Origin of the sequence: Lactobacillus selangorensis (assembly GCF_001437205.1) — a bacterium.
Classification (GTDB): domain Bacteria; phylum Bacillota; class Bacilli; order Lactobacillales; family Lactobacillaceae; genus Paralactobacillus; species Paralactobacillus selangorensis.
The window spans coordinates 93,017-112,158 of the sequence record NZ_JQAZ01000002.1 but is presented as its reverse complement, the minus strand read 5'-3'; the positions used below and the strand labels follow the sequence as shown (position 1 = coordinate 112,158).

Annotated in this window: 19 protein-coding genes and 1 riboswitch; of the genes, 12 read left to right on the top strand and 7 right to left on the bottom strand. The window is 48.6% G+C overall.

The genetic code is table 11. From position 1 onward, the window contains the following. Positions 1-221 precede the first annotated feature (221 nt). A complete protein-coding gene (locus IV40_RS03105) occupies positions 222-887 on the top strand; it encodes a deoxynucleoside kinase (RefSeq protein WP_057768926.1) in 666 nt (221 codons plus the stop codon). A 191-nt stretch (positions 888-1,078) separates the two neighbouring features. Here the strand turns inward: IV40_RS03105 and IV40_RS03100 are convergent, their stop codons facing one another. After that, entirely contained in the window at positions 1,079-1,312 is a 234-nt protein-coding gene (locus IV40_RS03100) for a P8 family protein (RefSeq protein ID WP_057768925.1), read from the bottom strand. 212 nt (positions 1,313-1,524) lie between these two features. Between IV40_RS03100 and IV40_RS03095 the strand changes: the two genes are divergently transcribed. The 3 genes from IV40_RS03095 to IV40_RS03085 are packed head-to-tail and all read left to right on the top strand — an operon-like array spanning position 1,525 to position 6,568. Then, positions 1,525-2,652 carry an exonuclease SbcCD subunit D gene (locus IV40_RS03095; RefSeq protein ID WP_057768924.1) on the top strand — a complete coding sequence of 376 codons (1,128 nt, stop codon included), beginning with the start codon at positions 1,525-1,527 and terminating at the stop codon, positions 2,650-2,652. A gap of 5 nt (positions 2,653-2,657) precedes the next feature. Then, complete coding sequence (locus IV40_RS03090) at positions 2,658-5,816, top strand: AAA family ATPase (protein ID WP_057768923.1); 3,159 nt, start codon at positions 2,658-2,660, stop codon at positions 5,814-5,816. Further along, complete coding sequence (locus IV40_RS03085) at positions 5,816-6,568, top strand: class I SAM-dependent methyltransferase (protein ID WP_057768922.1); 753 nt, start codon at positions 5,816-5,818, stop codon at positions 6,566-6,568. The genes IV40_RS03090 and IV40_RS03085 overlap by 1 nt, the downstream gene beginning before the upstream one ends. 67 nt (positions 6,569-6,635) lie before the next feature. Here IV40_RS03085 and IV40_RS03080 read toward each other — a convergent pair whose 3' ends face one another. From IV40_RS03080 to IV40_RS03070, 3 genes are read right to left on the bottom strand one after another with little or no spacing between them, the layout of a single operon-like run. Beyond that, positions 6,636-7,163, bottom strand: a complete 528-nt coding sequence (locus IV40_RS03080; RefSeq protein WP_057768921.1) for a DUF308 domain-containing protein — start codon at positions 7,161-7,163, stop codon at positions 6,636-6,638. 45 nt (positions 7,164-7,208) lie between these two features. After that, on the bottom strand, positions 7,209-7,949 hold the full coding sequence (locus tag IV40_RS03075) for an amino acid ABC transporter ATP-binding protein (protein WP_057768920.1): 741 nt from the start codon (positions 7,947-7,949) through the stop codon (positions 7,209-7,211). Next, complete coding sequence (locus IV40_RS03070; protein WP_057768919.1) at positions 7,942-9,615, bottom strand: ABC transporter permease subunit; 1,674 nt, start codon at positions 9,613-9,615, stop codon at positions 7,942-7,944. The genes IV40_RS03075 and IV40_RS03070 overlap by 8 nt, the downstream gene beginning before the upstream one ends. 137 nt (positions 9,616-9,752) lie before the next feature. Next, a riboswitch (Lysine riboswitch) is annotated at positions 9,753-9,929 on the bottom strand. Between the two features lie 80 nt (positions 9,930-10,009). On the opposite strand from IV40_RS03070, the gene IV40_RS03065 reads away from it, so the two are divergent. From IV40_RS03065 to IV40_RS03050, 4 genes are all read left to right on the top strand, one after another. Next, positions 10,010-10,681 (top strand): NAD(P)H-dependent oxidoreductase, encoded by a 672-nt coding sequence (locus IV40_RS03065; protein ID WP_057768918.1) that lies wholly within the window; start codon positions 10,010-10,012, stop codon positions 10,679-10,681. Next, the gene (locus tag IV40_RS03060; protein WP_057768917.1) at positions 10,681-10,860 is read left to right on the top strand and encodes a hypothetical protein; all 180 of its coding nucleotides are present in this window, start codon (positions 10,681-10,683) and stop codon (positions 10,858-10,860) included. Before IV40_RS03065 ends, IV40_RS03060 begins: the two co-directional genes overlap by 1 nt. A 101-nt stretch (positions 10,861-10,961) precedes the next feature. After that, on the top strand, positions 10,962-12,065 hold the full coding sequence (locus IV40_RS03055) for a baeRF6 domain-containing protein (protein ID WP_057768916.1): 1,104 nt from the start codon (positions 10,962-10,964) through the stop codon (positions 12,063-12,065). A gap of 90 nt (positions 12,066-12,155) precedes the next feature. Next, a complete protein-coding gene (locus tag IV40_RS03050; RefSeq protein WP_057768915.1) occupies positions 12,156-13,103 on the top strand; it encodes a DNA/RNA non-specific endonuclease in 948 nt (315 codons plus the stop codon). Positions 13,104-13,204: 101 nt separating this feature from the next. Here IV40_RS03050 and IV40_RS10960 read toward each other — a convergent pair whose 3' ends face one another. Continuing rightward, entirely contained in the window at positions 13,205-13,336 is a 132-nt protein-coding gene (locus tag IV40_RS10960) for a hypothetical protein (RefSeq protein WP_269082191.1), read from the bottom strand. Positions 13,337-13,472: 136 nt separating this feature from the next. On the opposite strand from IV40_RS10960, the gene IV40_RS10860 reads away from it, so the two are divergent. The 4 genes from IV40_RS10860 (at position 13,473) to IV40_RS03030 (ending at position 15,791) form a co-directional block, all read left to right on the top strand. Next, positions 13,473-13,697 (top strand): hypothetical protein, encoded by a 225-nt coding sequence (locus IV40_RS10860; RefSeq protein ID WP_057768914.1) that lies wholly within the window; start codon positions 13,473-13,475, stop codon positions 13,695-13,697. 39 nt (positions 13,698-13,736) lie between these two features. After that, positions 13,737-13,985, top strand: coding sequence for a cold-shock protein (locus IV40_RS03040; protein ID WP_057768913.1), 249 nt, complete (start codon positions 13,737-13,739; stop codon positions 13,983-13,985). Positions 13,986-14,111: 126 nt separating this feature from the next. Then, the gene (locus IV40_RS03035) at positions 14,112-15,446 is read left to right on the top strand and encodes a TcaA 3rd/4th domain-containing protein (RefSeq protein ID WP_057768912.1); all 1,335 of its coding nucleotides are present in this window, start codon (positions 14,112-14,114) and stop codon (positions 15,444-15,446) included. Between the two features lie 126 nt (positions 15,447-15,572). Continuing rightward, positions 15,573-15,791 (top strand): hypothetical protein, encoded by a 219-nt coding sequence (locus IV40_RS03030; RefSeq protein WP_156404214.1) that lies wholly within the window; start codon positions 15,573-15,575, stop codon positions 15,789-15,791. A gap of 55 nt (positions 15,792-15,846) precedes the next feature. On the opposite strand, the gene IV40_RS03025 is transcribed toward IV40_RS03030, so the two are convergent. Beyond that, positions 15,847-16,905 carry a D-alanine--D-alanine ligase gene (locus IV40_RS03025; protein WP_057768910.1) on the bottom strand — a complete coding sequence of 353 codons (1,059 nt, stop codon included), beginning with the start codon at positions 16,903-16,905 and terminating at the stop codon, positions 15,847-15,849. A 309-nt stretch (positions 16,906-17,214) separates the two neighbouring features. Beyond that, the gene (locus IV40_RS03020; RefSeq protein WP_057768909.1) at positions 17,215-19,128 is read right to left on the bottom strand and encodes a M13 family metallopeptidase; all 1,914 of its coding nucleotides are present in this window, start codon (positions 19,126-19,128) and stop codon (positions 17,215-17,217) included. Between the last annotated feature and the right edge of the window lie 14 nt (positions 19,129-19,142).

Sequence of the window (19,142 nt, the reverse complement as noted above, 5' to 3'; positions counted from 1 at the left end):
CATATCTATGTATAATAGACTCATTGAGCGTAACGGTTTCTGACAGCTCAGGCTGTTTGAAAATCGAACTGAAAAATCGGCAGTGCACCACGATCACTGCCGATTTTCCAGTCATTGCGCACGGTACAGGAGCGAACCTGTACTGCAGCATGTCCAAGCTGTGCCTGCGATCGTGAGGGTGCACAACAAGCCAAATAAAGAGCTAAGGTAGGGGAGGTTTAATGACTGTGATCGTATTAGCAGGAACAATTGGTGCCGGGAAGAGTACTTTAACGGGCTACTTAGCAAAGCATTTGAATACACAACCTTTTTATGAACCTGTTGGAGACAATCCGGTTTTACCATTATTTTACAAGGATCCTGATAAGTACGCGTTTTTACTGCAGATCTACTTTTTGAATCAGCGTTTCCACACAATTAAGCAAGCTTTCTATGATGATAACAATGTTTTAGATCGTTCCATCTATGAAGATAGTCTGTTTTTCCATTTGAATGCCGACATGGGTCGTGCCACACAGCAGGAAGTGGATGTTTACGATAGTTTATTAGACAATATGATGGAAGAATTGACCTATGAACCGAAGAAATCACCCGATTTATTAGTCGATATCAGTGTCAGTTTGCCGACAATGCTGGAACGCATTAAAAAACGCGGCCGCGATTACGAACAGCTTGATGCCGATCCAACTTTATTGGATTACTACAAGAAGTTAAATGCCCGCTATGTTGACTGGTACAACGATTATGATGCCAGTCCGAAGATGCAGATCGACGGCGATAAGTATGACTTTGTAGCCAACAAAGATGATTTGAACACCGTCTTAGGCTTGATTGATGATAAAATCAAAGAAGTCCGCCAAGTACAGCCGTTGCCAGAAGCAAAATAAACCTAGCAAATACCAACAAAGCCGCCCAGAAAATTCTGGGCGGCTTTTAATGCGTTCACAGAAACTGACAATTTCATTTAACATCCTTTGGCTTTGGCGCATAGGGCGAGCCTAAATCCAAAGGCTTGTTAAGCCTCACGCTCTGTATAAAAAAAGCCAACGCATGGAAAACGTTGGCTCCTTTGATCAAGTTATTTGTTGAATGCCTTGATTGCATCTTGGTTATCTTCGACAAACTTCTTGATGTCGGCTTCATCCATAGTTTGGTAAGGTTCTACATCGTCTTTTGTCTTCTTTGTATCGTGGTCATTCTTTTCCATATAGAAATCCCAGATCGCGTCGCGAACGGCAATCGGACTATCGCTCCAATCAAAAACCTTATTCATGGGTTCATCCAAGAATTTTGTTTCTTCAATTTCTGCCATTGTAAAATACCTCCTCATATTTTTGAATACCTTCGACTTCTATTATACCGCTTTAAAAAAAAGTGTCATAGAAAAATGCATTTTCGCCCTAAAAAGATTAGTTTACCGCATAAAATCAGCTTTTTCAGGCTTTTGACTCGAAAGCCCGTTGCTTAATGGCAGCAATCATGGTAATTTTAAAGCAAACATACGTTCAGAATGGAGGAGTAAAAATGCGTTTCTTGCATACTGCCGATTGGCATATCGGCAAACGGCTGCATGATTTTGATCTGATTGAAGATCAGAAAGCAGCTTACCAGCAGATGATTCAGATTGCTGAAGAAGAAAAAGTGGATGCAATCGTAATTGCTGGGGATCTTTACGACCGTGCCTTGGCTAGTGAAGAGAGTGTTCAGACGTTGAATGGCATGCTGGAGGATTTGAATTTGAAACGGCATTGGCCGGTACTGGCGATCAGCGGCAACCATGACAGTGCAATTCGGCTCGAAACCGGAACACCGTGGTATCAGGCCACTCACTTTTATTTACATACAAAGCTGGCCCAGGCGTTCGACCCTGTGACTATCGGCGATACGCAGTTCTTCCTGCTGCCGTACTTCGAACCAGTCGATGCCCGTTTGTATTTTGACCGGGACGACATCCATACGGTACAAGCGGCGATGGAGGCAATCGTTGCCGAAATGCAGACTCATTTTGAGGCCGGCAAGCAGCATGTGCTAGTGGCTCATTTCTTTGCGGCTGGCAGCAGTCACTCCGACTCTGAAACCAAAATCGAAGTCGGCGGTTTGAATGCCGTTCCGGTCGATTTGATGGCCTGTTTCGATTATGTTGCGCTGGGCCATCTGCATAATCGGGATGCGCTCCATGAAGACCGAGTTCGTTACAGCGGGTCGCCGCTGAAATTCTCCGTTTCGGAAAAAGATCAAACGAAAGGTGTCTGGATTGTCGATACCAATCCGTTTGCGATTCATTTTCGGGCCATCACACCGATTCATGATGTGGTCGAGCTCACCAACAATTTCAAGACGCTGATCGATCCAGCCTTCTACCAGGACATCAACCGGAACGATTTCATTGCAGTAACGCTGACTGATGTCGATGTGATTCCCAATGTGATGCAGGAATTACGGCAGATTTATCCGCACATCATCGAATTGCATCGTCAGCAGGCACTGACGGTCGACGCACCGACAGAGGGTGTCCAGCGCCGGCAGCTGGCGCCGATGACGTTATTGACGGATTATTTCGAAGCGGTCACCGGCCATGCGCTCGATGATCAGCAGCAGAAGTGGGCCGAACAGAGTCTGCAAAAGCTGCAGCACCATGATACGGAGGCATAAACGCAATGAAATTAAGTAAACTGGAAATGAATTTTTTCGGGCCGTATGAACATGAAACGGTCGATTTTGCCAAATTTGAAGAAGTGCCATTGTTTCTAATCAGCGGCCAGACTGGCAGCGGCAAAACAACGATTTTCGATGCAATGTGCTATGCCTTATTTGGCGAAACATCCCGGAAGAACGAACGAACCGGCGAAACACTGCGGTCCAAATTTGCACAACTAGGCGATGAAACGGCAGTTACCTTATGGTTCAGCCAGGGCGGCAAGGATTATCGAATCTGGCGTGCGCCAGCTCAGGATTTTCCGAAGGCACATGGCGGCTTGACGAGTCGGCCGGCTAAAGTAAAGCTGCAAGTGAAGCAGGGCGATAAAGAACTGGGCGAATACCAGAAATCCAAGGTCGTGGGCACGATGATTCAAGATCTGCTTCATTTGACGGCCGAACAGTTCCGGCAGATTGTTTTACTGCCGCAGGGGGATTTTCAGACGTTCCTGATGGCTGACAGCAATGATAAGGAAGCTGTTTTGCGCAGTTTGTTCGGCACACAATTCTATGAAGATTGGGCCCAAGATTTGAAAAGCCGCAGTCAGCAGATGAGCAAACAGGTCAATAGCGACCATGACAAAATCACCGGCTTAACGGAGCACATCCAGTGGGTCAATTCTGACGATGAGGTGCAAGCGGCACAATTGAAAAACCCGTTGGATGTTTCGAAACTGCTGGCGCAGCAAGATGACCGGCTTACGCAAAAAGCGGCGCAGGAACAACAGCAGTATCAACAGCAGCAGGAAGCCGTTGACCAGCAGCGAACGACACTGCAGCAGGCTCAGCAATTGGCTGACAATTATCAGAAACAGCACACGGCCCAGCAGCAGTTAACGGCGCTGAACGCCCAGGCGCCGGCAATGCAGTCGGTCGCTGCCCAAATCGATGCTTTGCAGTGGGCACAGGTGCAGGCCGATACTTATAAACAGTGGCAGACCGGCAAGCGGCACATTAAGACGCAGCAAGAGGCCGTTGCTGCTTTGCAGCAGCAGGCGGCACAATTAGTCAAGGATGCGGCTGATCATCAGGAACGGGTGGCTGCTTTAGGGAAACAACAGCCTGAATTTGAAGCGCATCACACTCGTATGACGCAATTGCAGGCAAAATTACCTTTGTATGCAACGGCGGCGCAGACGCAGCAGGCAGCAGCCGCTCAGCAAAAAGTTGTCGCTGACGGCCAGCAGCAGGTGGCGCAATTACAAGCACAAAGCCAGCAGTTTGCAAATCAAATGGCCGCTTTGCAGCAGCAATTGACTGAACGTGATGAGAATCAGGCGCAGCTGCATCAAGCCGACCAGCAAAACCTGCAGTTGAATAATATCCGGCGGCAGTATCAACAGGTTCAACAGCTGCATCGGGCGTTGGAAACGGCCCAAACGGATTTGCAGGACAAACAGACTCGTTTGGCCCAAGAAACGCAGACAGTTGCTGACGCTCAGACGAATTATCAGCAGTTAGACAGCCAGTGGGCAGCGGCGCAAATTGCCCAGCTCAGCCAGAAATTATTGCCTGGTCAGCCCTGCCCGGTTTGTGGTTCGACGGAACATCCGCATCCAGCTTCGACGGTTGCTATTGCTGATTTAGATGAAGCAACAGTCAAAGAGGCGCAGCACGCCCTGACAGATGCGCAAAGCCGGTTGAATTCGCTGCAAGGCCAATATAGCGAGCAGCAGAAACACTTCCAGCAGGCGCAAACAGATTTTAATACGCAATGGGCACAACTGATTCAGCAGGTTCAGGAATGTTCGCTGGATGTCACTCAGGAAACGTCGTTACAGGATTTGATCAGCGTCCTGCAGCAATGGTCGGCTGATTTGACGGCCAAAAAGGCAGCCGCCGATCAGAAACAGCAGGAATTAGCAGCTGCACAAACACAGCTGGACCAGCAGACACAGGCTGCCGATCAACTGAATGAACAACTGCAGTCGCAGACAGGGCAGCTGACAGCAGCGACACTGACCTTGACGCAGCTGCAAGCTAAATTGCAGACCCAGCAGGAACAGCTTGATCCGGCGTTTGCCGATCAGCAGGCATTGCAGCAGCATATTACAGCGTTGCGGCAGGAATGGGACCAGTTTCAAACAGATTTGAAAACACAAACGGACCAGCTGCAGACGGCGCAAACAGACCAGGCCGCTGTTCAGCAGTCATTGCAGGATCAGCAAGGTCAATTGGTTCAGCAGCAGGAAACTGTTCAGGCATTGGAAACAGAATTGACGCAGCGGAGTCAGACAAAATGGCCGGACAAAACGGATGCGCTTGATTATTTAGGAAAGCTGCTGGACCAGTTGGATCAGTTGGCGGCACAGCAGCAAATTTATCAGGACTATCAGCATCAGCTGCAGCAAGCGCAGGATGAAGTCCGTCACTTTACGGATGCCATTGCCGGACAAGCCCAGCCGGATGTGGCTGCTGCTCAAGCACAGCTGGATGAGATGCAGGCGACTGCTGAAACACGCCGTCAGCACTGGGAAGATACCAAAGCGGCGTTACAGAACGACAAACGAATCCAAACGGAACTGCAGAAACGGGCGCAGCAGATTCGTGACCAGCAGGACCAATTGACCAGTTTGAACGCATTAGTCGGCGTTGTGGCCGGCGATCGGTCATCACGAACGCTGAGTTTGGAACGTTACGTGCTGCAGACTTACTTGCAGGAAATTCTGCAGCAGGCGAATGGTCGTTTAGCATCACTGACCGACGGCCGCTACCAATTCCGGCTGCACCATGAAGTCGGGAGTTCGATCAAGAATTCAGGACTCGAAATCGATGTTTACGATGATAATTTTGGCGATACCCGCAGTGTTCATACCTTATCAGGCGGCGAAAGCTTTATTGCGGCCTTATCATTGGCCTTGGCACTCGGCGAAGTGGTGCAGCAGGAATCCGGCGGTGTGACGATTGATATGCTGCTGGTCGATGAAGGGTTCGGAGCACTTGATGAAGAGGCCCTCAATACAGCCATGGAGGCCTTGCAGTCGATTGAAGGCAAACACCGTCTGATCGGCCTAATTAGTCATGTCAAAGAAATGGAAGAACAGATTCCATATCAGCTGCAAGTCGTCAAAAACGGTGACGGAAAGAGTCATCTGACTTATCTGCTCGGTGAAGTTTAATGGCTGCAGAAGATGCAGAATTAGAAGCAATGTGGGACGATTTTGCGGCCGATTACGATGCCATTCAATCTGAATCACGCGTCGGGATTGTCGCTGATGTCACGGCCTATTTAGCGGAACAGCATTTACTGCAGAATCAAGTCGTCCTTGATGTGGCCGGCGGAACGGGCCGCTATGCGATTCCATTTGCACAAGTGGCAAAACAGGTGATTCTCAGCGACATTTCGGCCGCCATGCTGAAACTGGCTGCGCAGCATGGGCGTGCCCTGACGAACATCACTTATGTGCATCAGCCCTGGTCGGCGCTGCAGCAAAGGACAGCACCGCAGGCTGATTTGGTCTTTGCGGCAATGTTTCCAGCGCTGCAGCCCACCGAATTGGCGGCGCTGACCCGTTTGAGTCGTCATGCCGTTGTGATCGTGCGTGCGGTGGCGCATACAGATACGGTGATGGATTCATTGGTAAAAACGTTAGATGTGCCGCAGAATTATGATCCAAGTGCTGACCAAACTTTAATGGATCAGTATCGAGCTGAACTGACTCGTTTAGGCCAGCCGTTTACGACAAAACAGTTTCAATATACACTCCATGAGCAGGTGACACGCACTGAAATTCGGGCCGAAGTGCTGCCGGATTTATCGTTTCAGCGGCAGGAGCAGCTGCCAGCCGTGCTGGATACTTTGTTCGGCGGTCAGACTGAGCGTGACGATGAGCAGACGTATACGTACGAATTACTAAAGTGGCTGGTTTAGAATAAAAAAAGGCTTCGCATCGTTTTTCGATGCGAAGCCTTTTTGGCTGGTTAAAGAAGTTGTTTCCCTAGTTTTTATAGATAAATAATCCGATGATTTCGCTGATGGCCATGATGCACATCACAATTCCGACACCCCGCAGCAAGAACAGCAGACTGCCGAACGGATGGAAGAGGACAACCGCACCCAATAATAGGACCAGAATTCCGTAAACATAGGCCGGCCAAGGCGTAACGTTGACAAAGCGCTGGTTTCGTCTGGCAAAGCCGAGTTTCTGCAGGCCGTAGACGATCAGCAGGATGCCTAAGACTACTGGCAGCAAGCTCGCTAATGGTTTTGCAAACAATAAGAGGATGACGGCCAGAATCAGCAGGCTGATGCCGCCGTAATAAGGATTACGGTCACCAGTGGCGCGTTCGACCTGACGACCGACCCGCAATCGAATGATTCCTTCGACGACGAGTGTCAATGCTAAGAAGTAGATCAACGTATGAAAGGCACTTCGGGGGGAGAAGGTCAGCCACCCACCCAAAATGATCAAGATCAAAATATGGATCAACGATGATTCCTGTTCGTGTTGTCTGATTTTTTGCATTTTTACGGCCTCCAATTCATTTCCTCTATTGTAACGTAAATCGAGCTAGCGTTGTGTGTAACGCTTGAGAAAATGTTGTGTCGCTGCTTCCTGTGGATGGTTGAAAATCTGGTCAGGCGTTCCTTTTTCGGCCAGAACGCCGTCTTTCATAAAGACGACTTGGTCGGAAACATCGTGGGCAAAGGCCATTTCATGAGTAACGACAATCATGGTCAAACCGGTTTTGGCCAGCTGCTTCATGGTGTCGAGCACTTCATCGACCATTTCCGGGTCAAGGGCTGATGTCGGCTCATCGAAGAGGAGTGCTTCCGGGTCCATGCAGACGGCACGGGCAATCGCCACCCGCTGCTGCTGCCCGCCGGAAAGCTGGGCTGGTTTGGCTTGGATATACGGCCCCATGCCGACTTTTGCTAATTGCTTCTTGGCAATTTCTTCAGCTTCAGCCTTGTCACGCTTCAAGACGGTGGTTTGGCCAACGACGCAGTTATCCAACACATTTAGGTTGCTGAATAAGTTGAACTGCTGGAAGACCATCCCGACTTCGGCCCGATACTTGGGAATGTCGAAATGCGGCTGCAAAATACTCTTGCCATGAAAACGAATGTCGCCGCTGGTCGGGCGTTCCAGCAAATTGATGTTGCGCAGCAAAGTGGATTTCCCAGACCCGGAGGCGCCGATGATTGTGAGCACTTCGCCTTTATCAACGGTTAAGTTGATGTCTTTCAGGACCTCATGCTTCCCAAAATTTTTCTTCAAATGAGCTACTTCAATCAATTGTTCAGTCATGTTGGTCCTCCTTCGTATTATGAACATCATGTGTTGGTGTGTTCATGTTTTCGGCAGTTGAATCATCGACGGTTGCCAAAGTGCTTGGATTGGCCATCACGTCATAATTCGTCGGCCCATCTAAACGGCGTTCGACCCAAGCCAGAATTCGTGAGATTGAGAAGGTCAGGACAAGGTAGATGACGGAAATAATCAGGTAAGTGTGGAAGAATTGGAAGGTCTGTCCGGCAACTGTTTCCCCTTGGAAGAAGAGTTCAGAAACGGAGATGACACTTAAGACTGATGTATCCTTGATGTTGACGATAAATTCATTGGTAATGGTTGGAATGCTGTTGCGAATAGCTTGCGGCAGGACGACTTTACGCATTAACTGGAAGTGCGTCATCCCTAAAGCACTCGCAGCTTCGAACTGGCCGGAGTTAACGGAGATGATTCCGCTGCGGATGATTTCGGCCATATAGGCCCCAGTGTTAAAGGAAACGATGATTAAGGCGGCCACAGTCCGGTTCATGTTGATTCCGAAAGCCTGTGCTAAGCCGTAGTAGAAGACGGCGGCCTGAACAATCATTGGGGTCCCACGAATGATTTCGATGTAAACGGCGAGCAGCCAATCAATTAAATGCAGCACGCCCCGACGGCCACGTGAATCGGGCATCGGTGTGGTCCGTACAATCCCAATCAGTAACCCGATTAAGAAACCAACGACGGTCCCGAAGAGCGAAATCCATAACGTTAAACCAGTCCCTTTGAGAATCATGTTGCCGTATTGATCCCAGATCTGCTGGAACCAGTTCTTTGTGCTGCTGGTCTTCGGCTGTTTTTCAACGGCCCAATTCATTAACTTGTCCCGCTGCTTGTTGGAGACCTTGGCTAAGGCCGCATTCATCTTGGCCTTGTCAGGGTCGCCTTTCCGAATCCCGATGGCGATATCAACATCGTCCGGACTCGTCTTGAAGCCTTTGCCGTTCTTAAACTTGATCATCTTCAGATCAGATTGCGCATTTTGGGCGGTGATTCCTTCTGGTACTTCGGAAACATACCCATCGATGACACCTGATTGAAGGGAAGTCCGCATCGCAGCGAAGTTATTCATCGCCGGCTGCTTCTTGACACCCTTGATCTGCTTGATAGCTTGGTAATGGAAGGTATTCTGCTGAGCAGTCAGCTTGGCACCCTTAAAATCCTGGATGGAAGTGGCGTTCGCATATTTGCCATTCCGACGAACGACGATACACAATTTTGATTTATAATAGGTATTCGTAAAATCGATTTGCTTGCGGCGAGCCGGTGTCGGTGACATCCCGGCGATGATCGCATCGATCTTGCCGGAAGTTAAGGCAGGCGGCAAGCCGTTCCAATCGGTTTTGACAATGACGAGTTTCTTGCCTAACGCTTTGGCAATTTTCTTAGCCATCTGAACATCATAGCCATTGGCGTATTCAGATGATCCCTGAATCTTGACGGCCCCATTTGAAGAACTGCTCTGTGTCCAGTTGAAGGGGGCATAACCGGCCTCCATCCCGACACGAAACGTCTTGTCCTTGTCGTATTCAGCCGCCGTTTTGGCAGCCGCAGAAGTATTCGTGGTATTCTGCGGCAATGCAAAGGCGAAGATGAACAAGAACAATGCCAACACAAGGCTGGCCCAAACTCTTTTCTTTCTCATAGTAGTGCTCCTTCCATGAATGTCCTCCATGGCAAAGAGAGGGAAATCCTGTCAAAACGTGTCTCAACTCACAAAAAAACCTCTATCGACATATACGTCAATAGAGGGCTGAATTGCGAATTAAGAACAGTTCGTTTATCCAAAATAGCGCTCCTCGTTATTTCTAACGAGACAGTCCATGAATTATTCACTCATGGCCCAACAGTCAGCTGCATCCAACACAGCTAGCCATTTCGGCAATGTTTCTTGAGCACCCCATCACAGTCGTTGGCGACTCAGGGGGATTTGTAAACATTGCAACCTCTATTGCTTGGTGGTATTTAATTGATTAAGTGTATTCTATGAAATCAAAAACGATTTGTCAAACCTTGAGTTTCAGAAAAGGAGAATGATTATGCAAACACTTGTTGTCGTAGCGCACCCTGAACGGGTTCAATCAGGGACCCAAGAATTTTTACAGGCGAGTGCCGCACCCTTCAAAACGGTCCAGTGGCATGAATTAGAAGCGCCCTTTGAAAAAGAGGCCGAACAACGGCAATTATTGACGGCTGACCGTCTAATTTTGCAATTTCCGCTGTATTGGTACAGTGCGCCAGCAATGCTCTATCAATGGCTCGATGATGTCTGGACGGAAAAATTTGCCGTCCGGGCGGGTAATCTAAATGGCAAACAGCTTGGCATCGTCGTCACAACGGGTGTCGCCGACCAAGCTTATCATGCCGGCGAACGAGAAGGGTTCACACTGGATGAAATTTTACGCCCGTTTCAAGCGTTAGCACACAAAACGGGCATGACATATCTGCCCCTGTTTCCAATTACCCAATTCGGTTATCAGACCGATGCCCAAAAGCAGCGGTTGCTGGTGGCTTATCAGCGTTACTTAACAGAGCCCTACCCACGTCATTTTGCTGATACCGAAAAATGGTTTGCCGAACAGCTGGCTCAATTAGCGGCTGATCATCCTGATTATCAGCTCCTGCTCGACCAGTTTACCAAGAATGCCGATGAGCTTGAGCAATTGAATGATACGCTGCAGATGATGCGCCAAAATGAGGAGAATGACTGATGGATAATAACTATGAATGGATGCAGCAGCAGATCGCCCAGCTGCAAGAAAATGAACCGGCCTATGAAAAACGGGCCTTTTTAACAGCATTTGCAGATGTGGTGGCTGAACAAGCCAAACGTCAAACCCAAATGCAGGGCGAAATTGATGGCCGGGCGTGGGACCATACCCGCTGGTAAAAAAATTTATAAAAAGAGTTGCACCGCTTCGCAGCAATTTGCTAAGCTGACTTTACGTTAAGAAATCGTTTCCAGTTTGCTTTTGTAAAGGAGGACTCACCATGATTCAGACAGCAGCGCAACCATCCCTCAACAAATTACTGAACCTTAAAAACGGCCCGTTCGTGACGCTTGTAATCGGACGCCCACAGACCAAACAGGCTGTTCGCAAAACGCAGCTCGAATTCAAACAACTGCTCAGCTATGCACACCGGCAATTCGAACGGTTTGTGCCGCAAGCCGATTGGAACGGCTACGAACGCCGCCTGCAGCAGAAGCTGGACCCATCCTTCTGGCTCGACGGCTATGGGCAAACGGTCATCATGCTGGTAACGGCCGACCAGATTTTGACCTATTATTCACGTGATGCAATGGCCAATGAAGTGACCGTGTCGGAGCATCCGAACTTGCTGCCGCTTGTGAATCATGCGCAGCAGTTTGAGTATTTACTCTTGGCATTGGGGCGGGACCGGATGCGGCTGTTCTGCGGCGATCGGGATCAACTGATTGAATTTCATTTGAATGATGAAGCACCGACCACGATGCAAAAAGCATTGGGCGATAACGAGCTGCGGGGCGGTGAACTGAACTTTACCTCCAAGGGTGATGGCGGCGTTGTTTATCATGGTCACAATGATAAAAAGCAGGAACAGGCGATCGATCAGAAGAACTATTATCAAATCGTCGACCAGTTTGTCACTTCGCAATTTTCACGGCCGCTGCAATTACCAGTGGTGCTGATGGCGGTGCCGGAAACGCAGACTTTATTCCGAAAGGTGTCGAAGAATCCGCTACTGAGCGAGCATGTTTACCTGCCGTTATCGCCAGCCCAATTCTCACCGGCACAGTACAAGGACCAGCTGACGCAGATTGTGACGCAGTGGTATGACCAAGAGATTACCGTGATTGCCCAGCAATATCACCAGGCTGTTCAAAAACAGCAGGTGGCGGCGACGCCATTGGCCATTTTCGAAGCCGCACGTGCCGGCCGCATTCGCAAATTATTCCTCCAGCGTCCGGAAGCCACCGAAGATGATCTCGACAAGGTCGACTTGCTTTCAATCGTATTGACACGGCTAACACTGCAGAATCAGGGTGAAGTGGTTACTTTAACCAAAGAGGAGATGCCGGCACCAGTCCCACGAATTGCTTTATTACGTTATTAAAAAGCAAAGGAGCCGAAACAAACATGTGTTTGTTTCGGCTCCTTTTTCAGGTACAATGAGATTATCATGAAATGAAATCGGGGAGTATGCATGAAACGGAGACGGAGAAAAAAGCGCCAGCAGCAATCCTTGCTGAGCGTGATTATCATTGGGATTATCCTGATTGGACTGGGCGGCCTGTTCAAGGGGAACGGGAATTCGTCGCCCAATTCCAATTCAGGAACGGACCAGGCCCGCAGCAGTCAGGCGAGCAGTGCCAGTTCGACGGGACAAACGGCCAGTACGAATAAAAATACGGCGCAGCTGGCGGCGCTGAATTATCAGTCGGGCCAATCGGCGATTGTGCAAGTCAACAATGGCAAGAGCACGCTGAATCCGCAGTCGTGGGACAGGCCTAAAATCGTTTACAGCCAGCTTGATGCAGAAAATCGTTCTGGTCAGGCCACAGCTTATTTGGATTCTGACACTTTGGTGGCTAGTTCGACTCGGACTGAGCAGCGGTTCGAGCCGACCGGCTGGCACAATCAGCCGAAATATGTGGATGGCAGACGAGTTACGCCGCAGAATCGGGGCCACTTGATTGCGTATTCGATTTCGGGCCACCTCAACGCAGAAGGCCAGTACGATGCCAATGAAACTCAGGGGTCGTTAGACAATCCCAAGAATTTGTTTACCCAAGCTGCTTATGCCAATCAGACCCTGCAGCTGAGCTATGAGTATCAGATTTTGGATGCGCTGAAAGACGGTAAAAAAATAATTTATCAGGTGACACCGATTTTTTCCGGCAGTGATTTGATGGCAAAAGGGGATCAGCTGCAAGCTGTCAGTACGGATGGCTCATTGAATTTCAATGTCTACATTTTCAATGTCCAGCCCGGACTGGTGTTCGATTATGCGACTGGGACCAGTCAAGTCGACAGCAGGATGACAGTTCCAGCACCGGCTGGCAGTTCGAACAATGCCCAATCCAGTTCGACCCATAAATACGATCGCAAAGCCGAACAGCTGAAACGATATTATCAGAAGGCCTTTAAGTAAATTAAAAGGACCAGCAAAAATGACTTTGCCGGTCCTTTTTTGGTCGTTTAAGGAATTTGTTTAATCCGTATGGACAAATGCGACTTTTCTGACACTTTTGTTTAATCATGTTTTCTTGCACGTTTGTTTTTGATGCCGCGTTTATGGGCAATCAATTGGTTTTGCTGATCTTTGAATTTTTCCCAAGTCTTTTCACGGGCTTGGCGCTGTTTCCGTTGTTTGGTAGCTTTCATAAGGGTCAACCTTCTTTCTATCAAGGCTTATACATTCTATTCTAAAGCCTTGGAAGTGGGATTGCAAAAAGACACTTTCAAAGCGCCCTTTCATTTTATCTTGCGGTATAATAAACATAAAGGGAGGCGCGACTTCATGAGTAAAGATAATGAACACACGGCAGACGTGAGTGAATTGCTTTCACAGCTTGAATCCAAATATGGTTATCAAAAGGTACGCAATGTTTTTAACCATGAAGAAAAAGATGTCAAAACTGAAGAGGATGATCGGGAATCAGAGTCTTCAGCTGCGCCGCAGGATCAATCGGCTGCATCAGAGGAATCGACTGATTCAGAGGCACCATCCGATTCAGAGCAATAATTATCTGTAAACACATTGGGAGTAAGGAAGGTTCAAAACGTGTATTTGCATGGGAAAGTTACATACTACAATTCACAAAAAGGGTTTGGTTTCATCCGGGATTTCGCTAAACGCGATTTCTATTTTCACATTTCAAATGTCATTCAAGGTGCTGTCTGCAAAGGTGTGACGGTCGAATTCGAAGGTGGTCAGAATGATCATGGCTACGTGGCCACCAAAATCTTTGCGTATGGCGGTTTAGGCGTGGTCGATCAGAATCACGTTGCCCACACAAAAATGAAGGTTTAAATAGCGGCACTTTCCAAGCGGTCCAATCGGCTGGAAGGTGTTTTTTTGCGGCCTTTTTACGGTGGACCAATATGTTATAATATTGAACATACATAGTCAATGTTTTAGACGGGAAGGGTGCAGTCAATGAGTCGCGATAAGATGCGGTGTCCCAATTGCGGGACCAAGGTTTCAGTACGGGCAGATAAATGTCCTCACTGTGGGTATGATTTGAAAAATGATCCGCACCACAAGTCACCGTCGCATGTGGCGCCCCATCAACAGTCGCCGGTCGGCAAAATTCTGACCTCCGTTGTTGTCATTGTGCTATTAGTCGGCGGTTATCTCTGGGGCCGCAGCTACAATTCGGCGGCCAACCAGCTGCAGCGAGCGGCAACAGCATTAGCAGCTAAAAATGGCGATTCTAGCCGGTATTTCACCACCAATTCTAAAGTAAAACTGAATCAGAAAACGTTACAGCCAACGGTGACGTATTTGCAAAATCACCAGCAGGTTATGAAAGCTTTAAAGAAAAATGGGACGGCTGCAAATGGCTTGTTCAAATGGGTCAAGGACGGAAAAACGGGGCTGTTTTATGCTCGGTATCGAATTCAGGTCAAGACTGTGCAGCCGTCCGTCAAAACGGATGTCGCTGGAGCAGCATTGACGGTCGATGGACACAAAACGGCGACCTCTACGAAACAAGCGCTGACCAAAAAAGTAGGGCCGCTGCTTCCGGGCCGCTACACACTGCAAGCGAGTGCTGGTCAGCAACAGAAAAAGCTGACCACTGACATCACGACGAATCAAACTTATTCATTGCCATTAGTTGCGAAAACCTATACGATGACGGTTCAAGGCAATAGTGGTGCGACGGTCTATCTGAACGGCCAGTCGAAGGGTAAACTGCCGCAATCTGGCACAATGACGTTCCCCAACATTCCTTGGCACGACCAGTTCACCTATCAGCTGAAATATAAGCGCAGCGACGGCCAAGAATTGACGTCGCAGACACAGACGATTACCCATGCTGATGACGGCAAAACAATTGCCGCCGTTTATGCTGGTGCCGTTACTACCGCTGATGCCAACACGTTGTTCAATAACCTCTGGTATGAAGCGGCGCAAGTCGTCAAAAATGGGACCGACAAGAATCATGCGCTGGCGGACTACTTTGTCAACGGCCAGTCGAATGCTTATTATCAGGATCTGCTGCACACCCTGCAGAATTATCAGCAGAGTTACAGCGTCAAGAGCCTGAAGATTACGTCGGATGCGACAGCCAGCGTGCCGCTGCCAAACGACCAGTCACGCGTCGCGCTGAATGTTTATTATGACTTTACCAATCAGAATCAGTCTAAGGATAAAACCCATCATTTGGAGAAATATTATGGCGAAGCTGTTCTGAACAAAGTGGACTCCGGCTACAAGGTCCAGACCTTTGGGATGACGACAAAATATTTCGATCAGTATTCTAAGTAAAAATGCAGGCACTCCTACAGCCACGCTAGGTAAGGGAGTGTCTTTTTTTATGTTCAGCCCGAAGGCATGATATATTGAGCGTGTACCAAAATATGACGAACACATTTATTAGAAGGGGGCTTTTAAATGAGAAAGCGTGGTATTTTTGGAATTTTAGCAGTCAGCAGTATGCTGCTCTTAGCCGGATGCGGCTCGAGTTCATCCAATTCAAATATGAATTCATCGTCCAGCAAGCCGAAGTCCGAAAAGGTTTCAAGCACGAAAAAGAAGAGCAGCAGCAAGAAGAGCTCTGGCATGATGGAAAGCAGCAAGAAAAAAGCCAAAAAGTCGGATAGTATGAATTAGTTCGGCTGATGAAATAAAACGACCGTGCCAAGTGATGGCACGGTCGTTTTTTGCGTTAATGAACTTCGTTTTGTTCGTATAATTTCCATTTGCCCAAGACAATCTGGTCGCAGAGGTCGGCATATGAAATGTTGACGACGGCGGCTTCTTGCGGCAGCAAGGACAACGGGGTCATGCCCGGCAAAGTATTGGCTTCGATGACGTACATCCCGGTGTCGTCCAGCAGAAAGTCAATACGGCCATAATTCTGCATGCCCAAGACATGGAAGGTCTTCAAGGCGACTTTTTTCATTTCATCATGGAGCGCATCGTCGATTGCCGGTGGGGTGATAAATTCGGTCGTATTGTTGGCTTGGAATTTGTGTTTGAAATCATACCAGCCGTCATGAACGACGATTTCGATTCCAGGCATAGGGCGTTCATTGACGATTCCCAGCGAGAATTCACGGCCTTTGATGTACTTTTCGATTAACACTTCATAATCGAATCGGAAGGCATCTAAGACGGCATCCTCCAAATCAGCTGGGTCCCGGACAATGTGCGTGCCGACGCTGGAGCCGCCGCTGCTTGGCTTGACAACGACTGGATAGTCGAACGGCACACTCGGAATTTCATTTTCATCCCGATAAGCCGTTACAAATGGGGCGGTACTGATATGGTTCTGCAGCATGATCTCTTTGGAGACCTTTTTATTCATGGCAACACCAGATGCCAAGGTGCCGCTGCCGGTGTAGCGGATGTCGAAGAGGTCGAGCACAGCTTGCACCTTCCCGTTTTCACCATCTTCACCATGCAGACCCATATAAACAATATCGGCGTGCTGGCAGATTTTCAGCACATTTTTTCCGAAGAGGCCGATTGTGCCATCTGTCCGCAAGGAGTTGATCTTTTCATCGGTCAGGACTTCATCGCTGATCGGCGCACTGGGACCGGTTTGAGCAGTGGTAAATAAAGCATCGATGTCAGCGTCGCTGGCGAGTTCCTGGCCTAAGAACAAATCGACGAATGCGACCTGATGGCCTTTTTGGCGCAGCGCATTTGCAACGTTCAGACCAGAGGACAGCGAAACATTCCGTTCGGTGCTTCGTCCGCCCGCTAAAACAACAATTTTCATAGATTAAAAGCCTCCGCATATGGTCATTTTTAACACGGTTATTTCTGAAACCGCTCGCAGTGAGGGGTGGTTGGTCAAACGACCTTTAAGTAGCACATTCATTACTCGCTCGAAGAAAAGGTCGTTCTTGCAGCAATGGATCATTTGAAATAACGTGTGAAAATAACCCTGATTGAATCTTAATTATAGCATGCCCAAGGAGCGTCGTCCATGCGACATGCTTGCTTGGCGGGAAATAACAAGGAGCCACTGGATACAGTCCAGCGGCTCCTTGGGGCAAATTCAATTTATTTTCATGCCACAACTTGATTACCAGATATGCACCCGTTTTTCAGGGGCCATGTACATCCCGTCGCCAGGCTGAACGTCGAAGGTCGTATAGAAATCATCGAGGTTCTTGACTTGCACATTGGCACGCAGTTTAGCCGGTGCATGGACGTCGATTGCCAGCAGCAGTTCCTGTCGTTGTTCGGTCGACTTGTTGCGCCAGACACGGGCCCAGTTTTCGAAGAAGGCTTTCAAGTCGACTTCGGATTCACCTTTAGCGGCTTCGAGCGCACAACTCAAACCGCCAGCATCGGCAATGTTTTCGGAAACGGTCAGCTTGCCGTTGACCTTGCCGTTTGCAAACGGAATGCCGTTAAATTCATCAATCATCGCCTGTGAAAGCTGCTTGAAGTGTGCAGAATCTTCCTTCGTCCACCAATTATTTAAATTGCCGTATTCATCGAACAAGGCCCCATTGTTATCGAAGGCATGCGAAATTTCATGGGCGATAACAGCACCAATTCCGCCGAAGTTGGCGCTGGCACTCTGCTTGAGGCTGTAGAACGGTGCCTGCAAAATGGCTGCTGGGAAGACGATGATGTTGCGGAAGGGATGGTAATAAGCATTCACAGTGTTGGCGCTCATTTCCCACTTGTTGCGATCGACTTTTTTATCCCAGCGTTTGAACATATCGTTTTGACGGATGCGATTGAAGGTCATGGCGTTGTTCAACGGATCGCCGCCAGCTTCAGCCGGTTTCGTGACAAACTGCTTGTACAGCGGGTCGAGTTTGTCTGGGAATCCGACTTGAATGCCGAGATGATCGAGTTTTTTGACCGCTTCAGTACGTGTTTCAGCGCTGAGCCAGTCGTTATTCTTCAGACGTTTCTTATAAACGGCAATCATCTTTTCGACCATCGAGTGGACGTCTTTTTTAGCGGCATCGCCAAAGTAGGCATGGGCATAATAATCGCCGACTACTTGGTCGAAGAGTCCGGTTGCTAAATAATAAGCACTCTTTTGCGGGACTTTGGCTTCTTTACTGCCAGAAAGAACCCGGCCGTAAATTCCGCCGGTTGTCCGGAAGTCGTCGCTTAAAAAGCCACTCAGACCTTGTAACGTTTGGACGAGCATCCAATCCTTCAGCTCGCCAAAATGTTCTGGATTGACCAGCTGGTCGAAGTGGGCATAGAAGTCGGGTTCAGGCACGATAATGTTGTCAGGCAGTTTGCCGATCAGGCTGGTAATTAAATCGCCGAAGGGCAAGTACTTGCTGTGAGCCGTGAATTCGGACATGCTCTGCAGATGATACATCTGGCTGTAATCGGCTTTTTCTTCGGCACTCTTGACATAGGGCACGATCTGCTTATCGAAGGCAATCGCACCGTTGATGATCTGCTGCGACTTTTCGGCCGACAGACCGGCCATTTCGAACAGTTTGGACATCATATCGAAGAAGACCTTCAATAATTGCTTGGCTTGTGCTTCATTTTCCTTGCTGTAATAAGATTTATCCGGCAGAATCAGGGATGGGGCGTAAGCATACAGGGCATTGATGGTGGCGTTCTTCATATCGGCATCGACGTCGAGGACGAACGGTAATGGCATGCCGTCCAGCACCATATCGTGCCAATTTTCGACGAGGTCATCGAGCGAACTCATGCCTTCGATTTCATCCAGATACGGCTGCGCAGGCTTGACGCCGGCTGCATTCCGTTGCTTAAAATCGGCCGCTAATTTGTAGTAGGCTAAGAAAGAATCCAATTCCTTCGGCGCCTTCTTATCATGATCCAGCATTGCGGCAAAATCGTCCATCAATGTTTTTTCAATCTGATCCGACAAATCGGTAAAGCCGCCGATGGTTGAATGGTCAGCTGGAATGACTGCTTTTTGTTCCCATTGGCCGTTGACAGCATCGTATAAATTCTCTTGGGGAGATACTTGTGTATTTGTCATAGCGAACCTTCTTT

What these genes read in the sequence shown, in the direction of transcription:
- IV40_RS03065 (WP_057768918.1), top strand. Translation starts at nt 10,010, where the DNA reads ATGCAAACACTTGTTGTCGTAGCGCACCCTGAACGGGTTCAATCAGGG.
- IV40_RS03070 (WP_057768919.1), bottom strand. Translation starts at nt 9,615, where the DNA reads ATGAGAAAGAAAAGAGTTTGGGCCAGCCTTGTGTTGGCATTGTTCTTG.
- IV40_RS03100 (WP_057768925.1), bottom strand. Translation starts at nt 1,312, where the DNA reads ATGGCAGAAATTGAAGAAACAAAATTCTTGGATGAACCCATGAATAAG.
- IV40_RS03105 (WP_057768926.1), top strand. Translation starts at nt 222, where the DNA reads ATGACTGTGATCGTATTAGCAGGAACAATTGGTGCCGGGAAGAGTACT.
- IV40_RS03085 (WP_057768922.1), top strand. Translation starts at nt 5,816, where the DNA reads ATGGCTGCAGAAGATGCAGAATTAGAAGCAATGTGGGACGATTTTGCG.
- IV40_RS03030 (WP_156404214.1), top strand. Translation starts at nt 15,573, where the DNA reads ATGAGAAAGCGTGGTATTTTTGGAATTTTAGCAGTCAGCAGTATGCTG.
- IV40_RS03035 (WP_057768912.1), top strand. Translation starts at nt 14,112, where the DNA reads ATGAGTCGCGATAAGATGCGGTGTCCCAATTGCGGGACCAAGGTTTCA.
- IV40_RS03050 (WP_057768915.1), top strand. Translation starts at nt 12,156, where the DNA reads ATGAAACGGAGACGGAGAAAAAAGCGCCAGCAGCAATCCTTGCTGAGC.
- IV40_RS03020 (WP_057768909.1), bottom strand. Translation starts at nt 19,128, where the DNA reads ATGACAAATACACAAGTATCTCCCCAAGAGAATTTATACGATGCTGTC.
- IV40_RS03025 (WP_057768910.1), bottom strand. Translation starts at nt 16,905, where the DNA reads ATGAAAATTGTTGTTTTAGCGGGCGGACGAAGCACCGAACGGAATGTT.
- IV40_RS03060 (WP_057768917.1), top strand. Translation starts at nt 10,681, where the DNA reads ATGGATAATAACTATGAATGGATGCAGCAGCAGATCGCCCAGCTGCAA.
- IV40_RS03090 (WP_057768923.1), top strand. Translation starts at nt 2,658, where the DNA reads ATGAAATTAAGTAAACTGGAAATGAATTTTTTCGGGCCGTATGAACAT.
- IV40_RS10960 (WP_269082191.1), bottom strand. Translation starts at nt 13,336, where the DNA reads ATGAAAGCTACCAAACAACGGAAACAGCGCCAAGCCCGTGAAAAGACT.
- IV40_RS03075 (WP_057768920.1), bottom strand. Translation starts at nt 7,949, where the DNA reads ATGACTGAACAATTGATTGAAGTAGCTCATTTGAAGAAAAATTTTGGG.
- IV40_RS10860 (WP_057768914.1), top strand. Translation starts at nt 13,473, where the DNA reads ATGAGTAAAGATAATGAACACACGGCAGACGTGAGTGAATTGCTTTCA.
- IV40_RS03080 (WP_057768921.1), bottom strand. Translation starts at nt 7,163, where the DNA reads ATGCAAAAAATCAGACAACACGAACAGGAATCATCGTTGATCCATATT.
- IV40_RS03055 (WP_057768916.1), top strand. Translation starts at nt 10,962, where the DNA reads ATGATTCAGACAGCAGCGCAACCATCCCTCAACAAATTACTGAACCTT.
- IV40_RS03095 (WP_057768924.1), top strand. Translation starts at nt 1,525, where the DNA reads ATGCGTTTCTTGCATACTGCCGATTGGCATATCGGCAAACGGCTGCAT.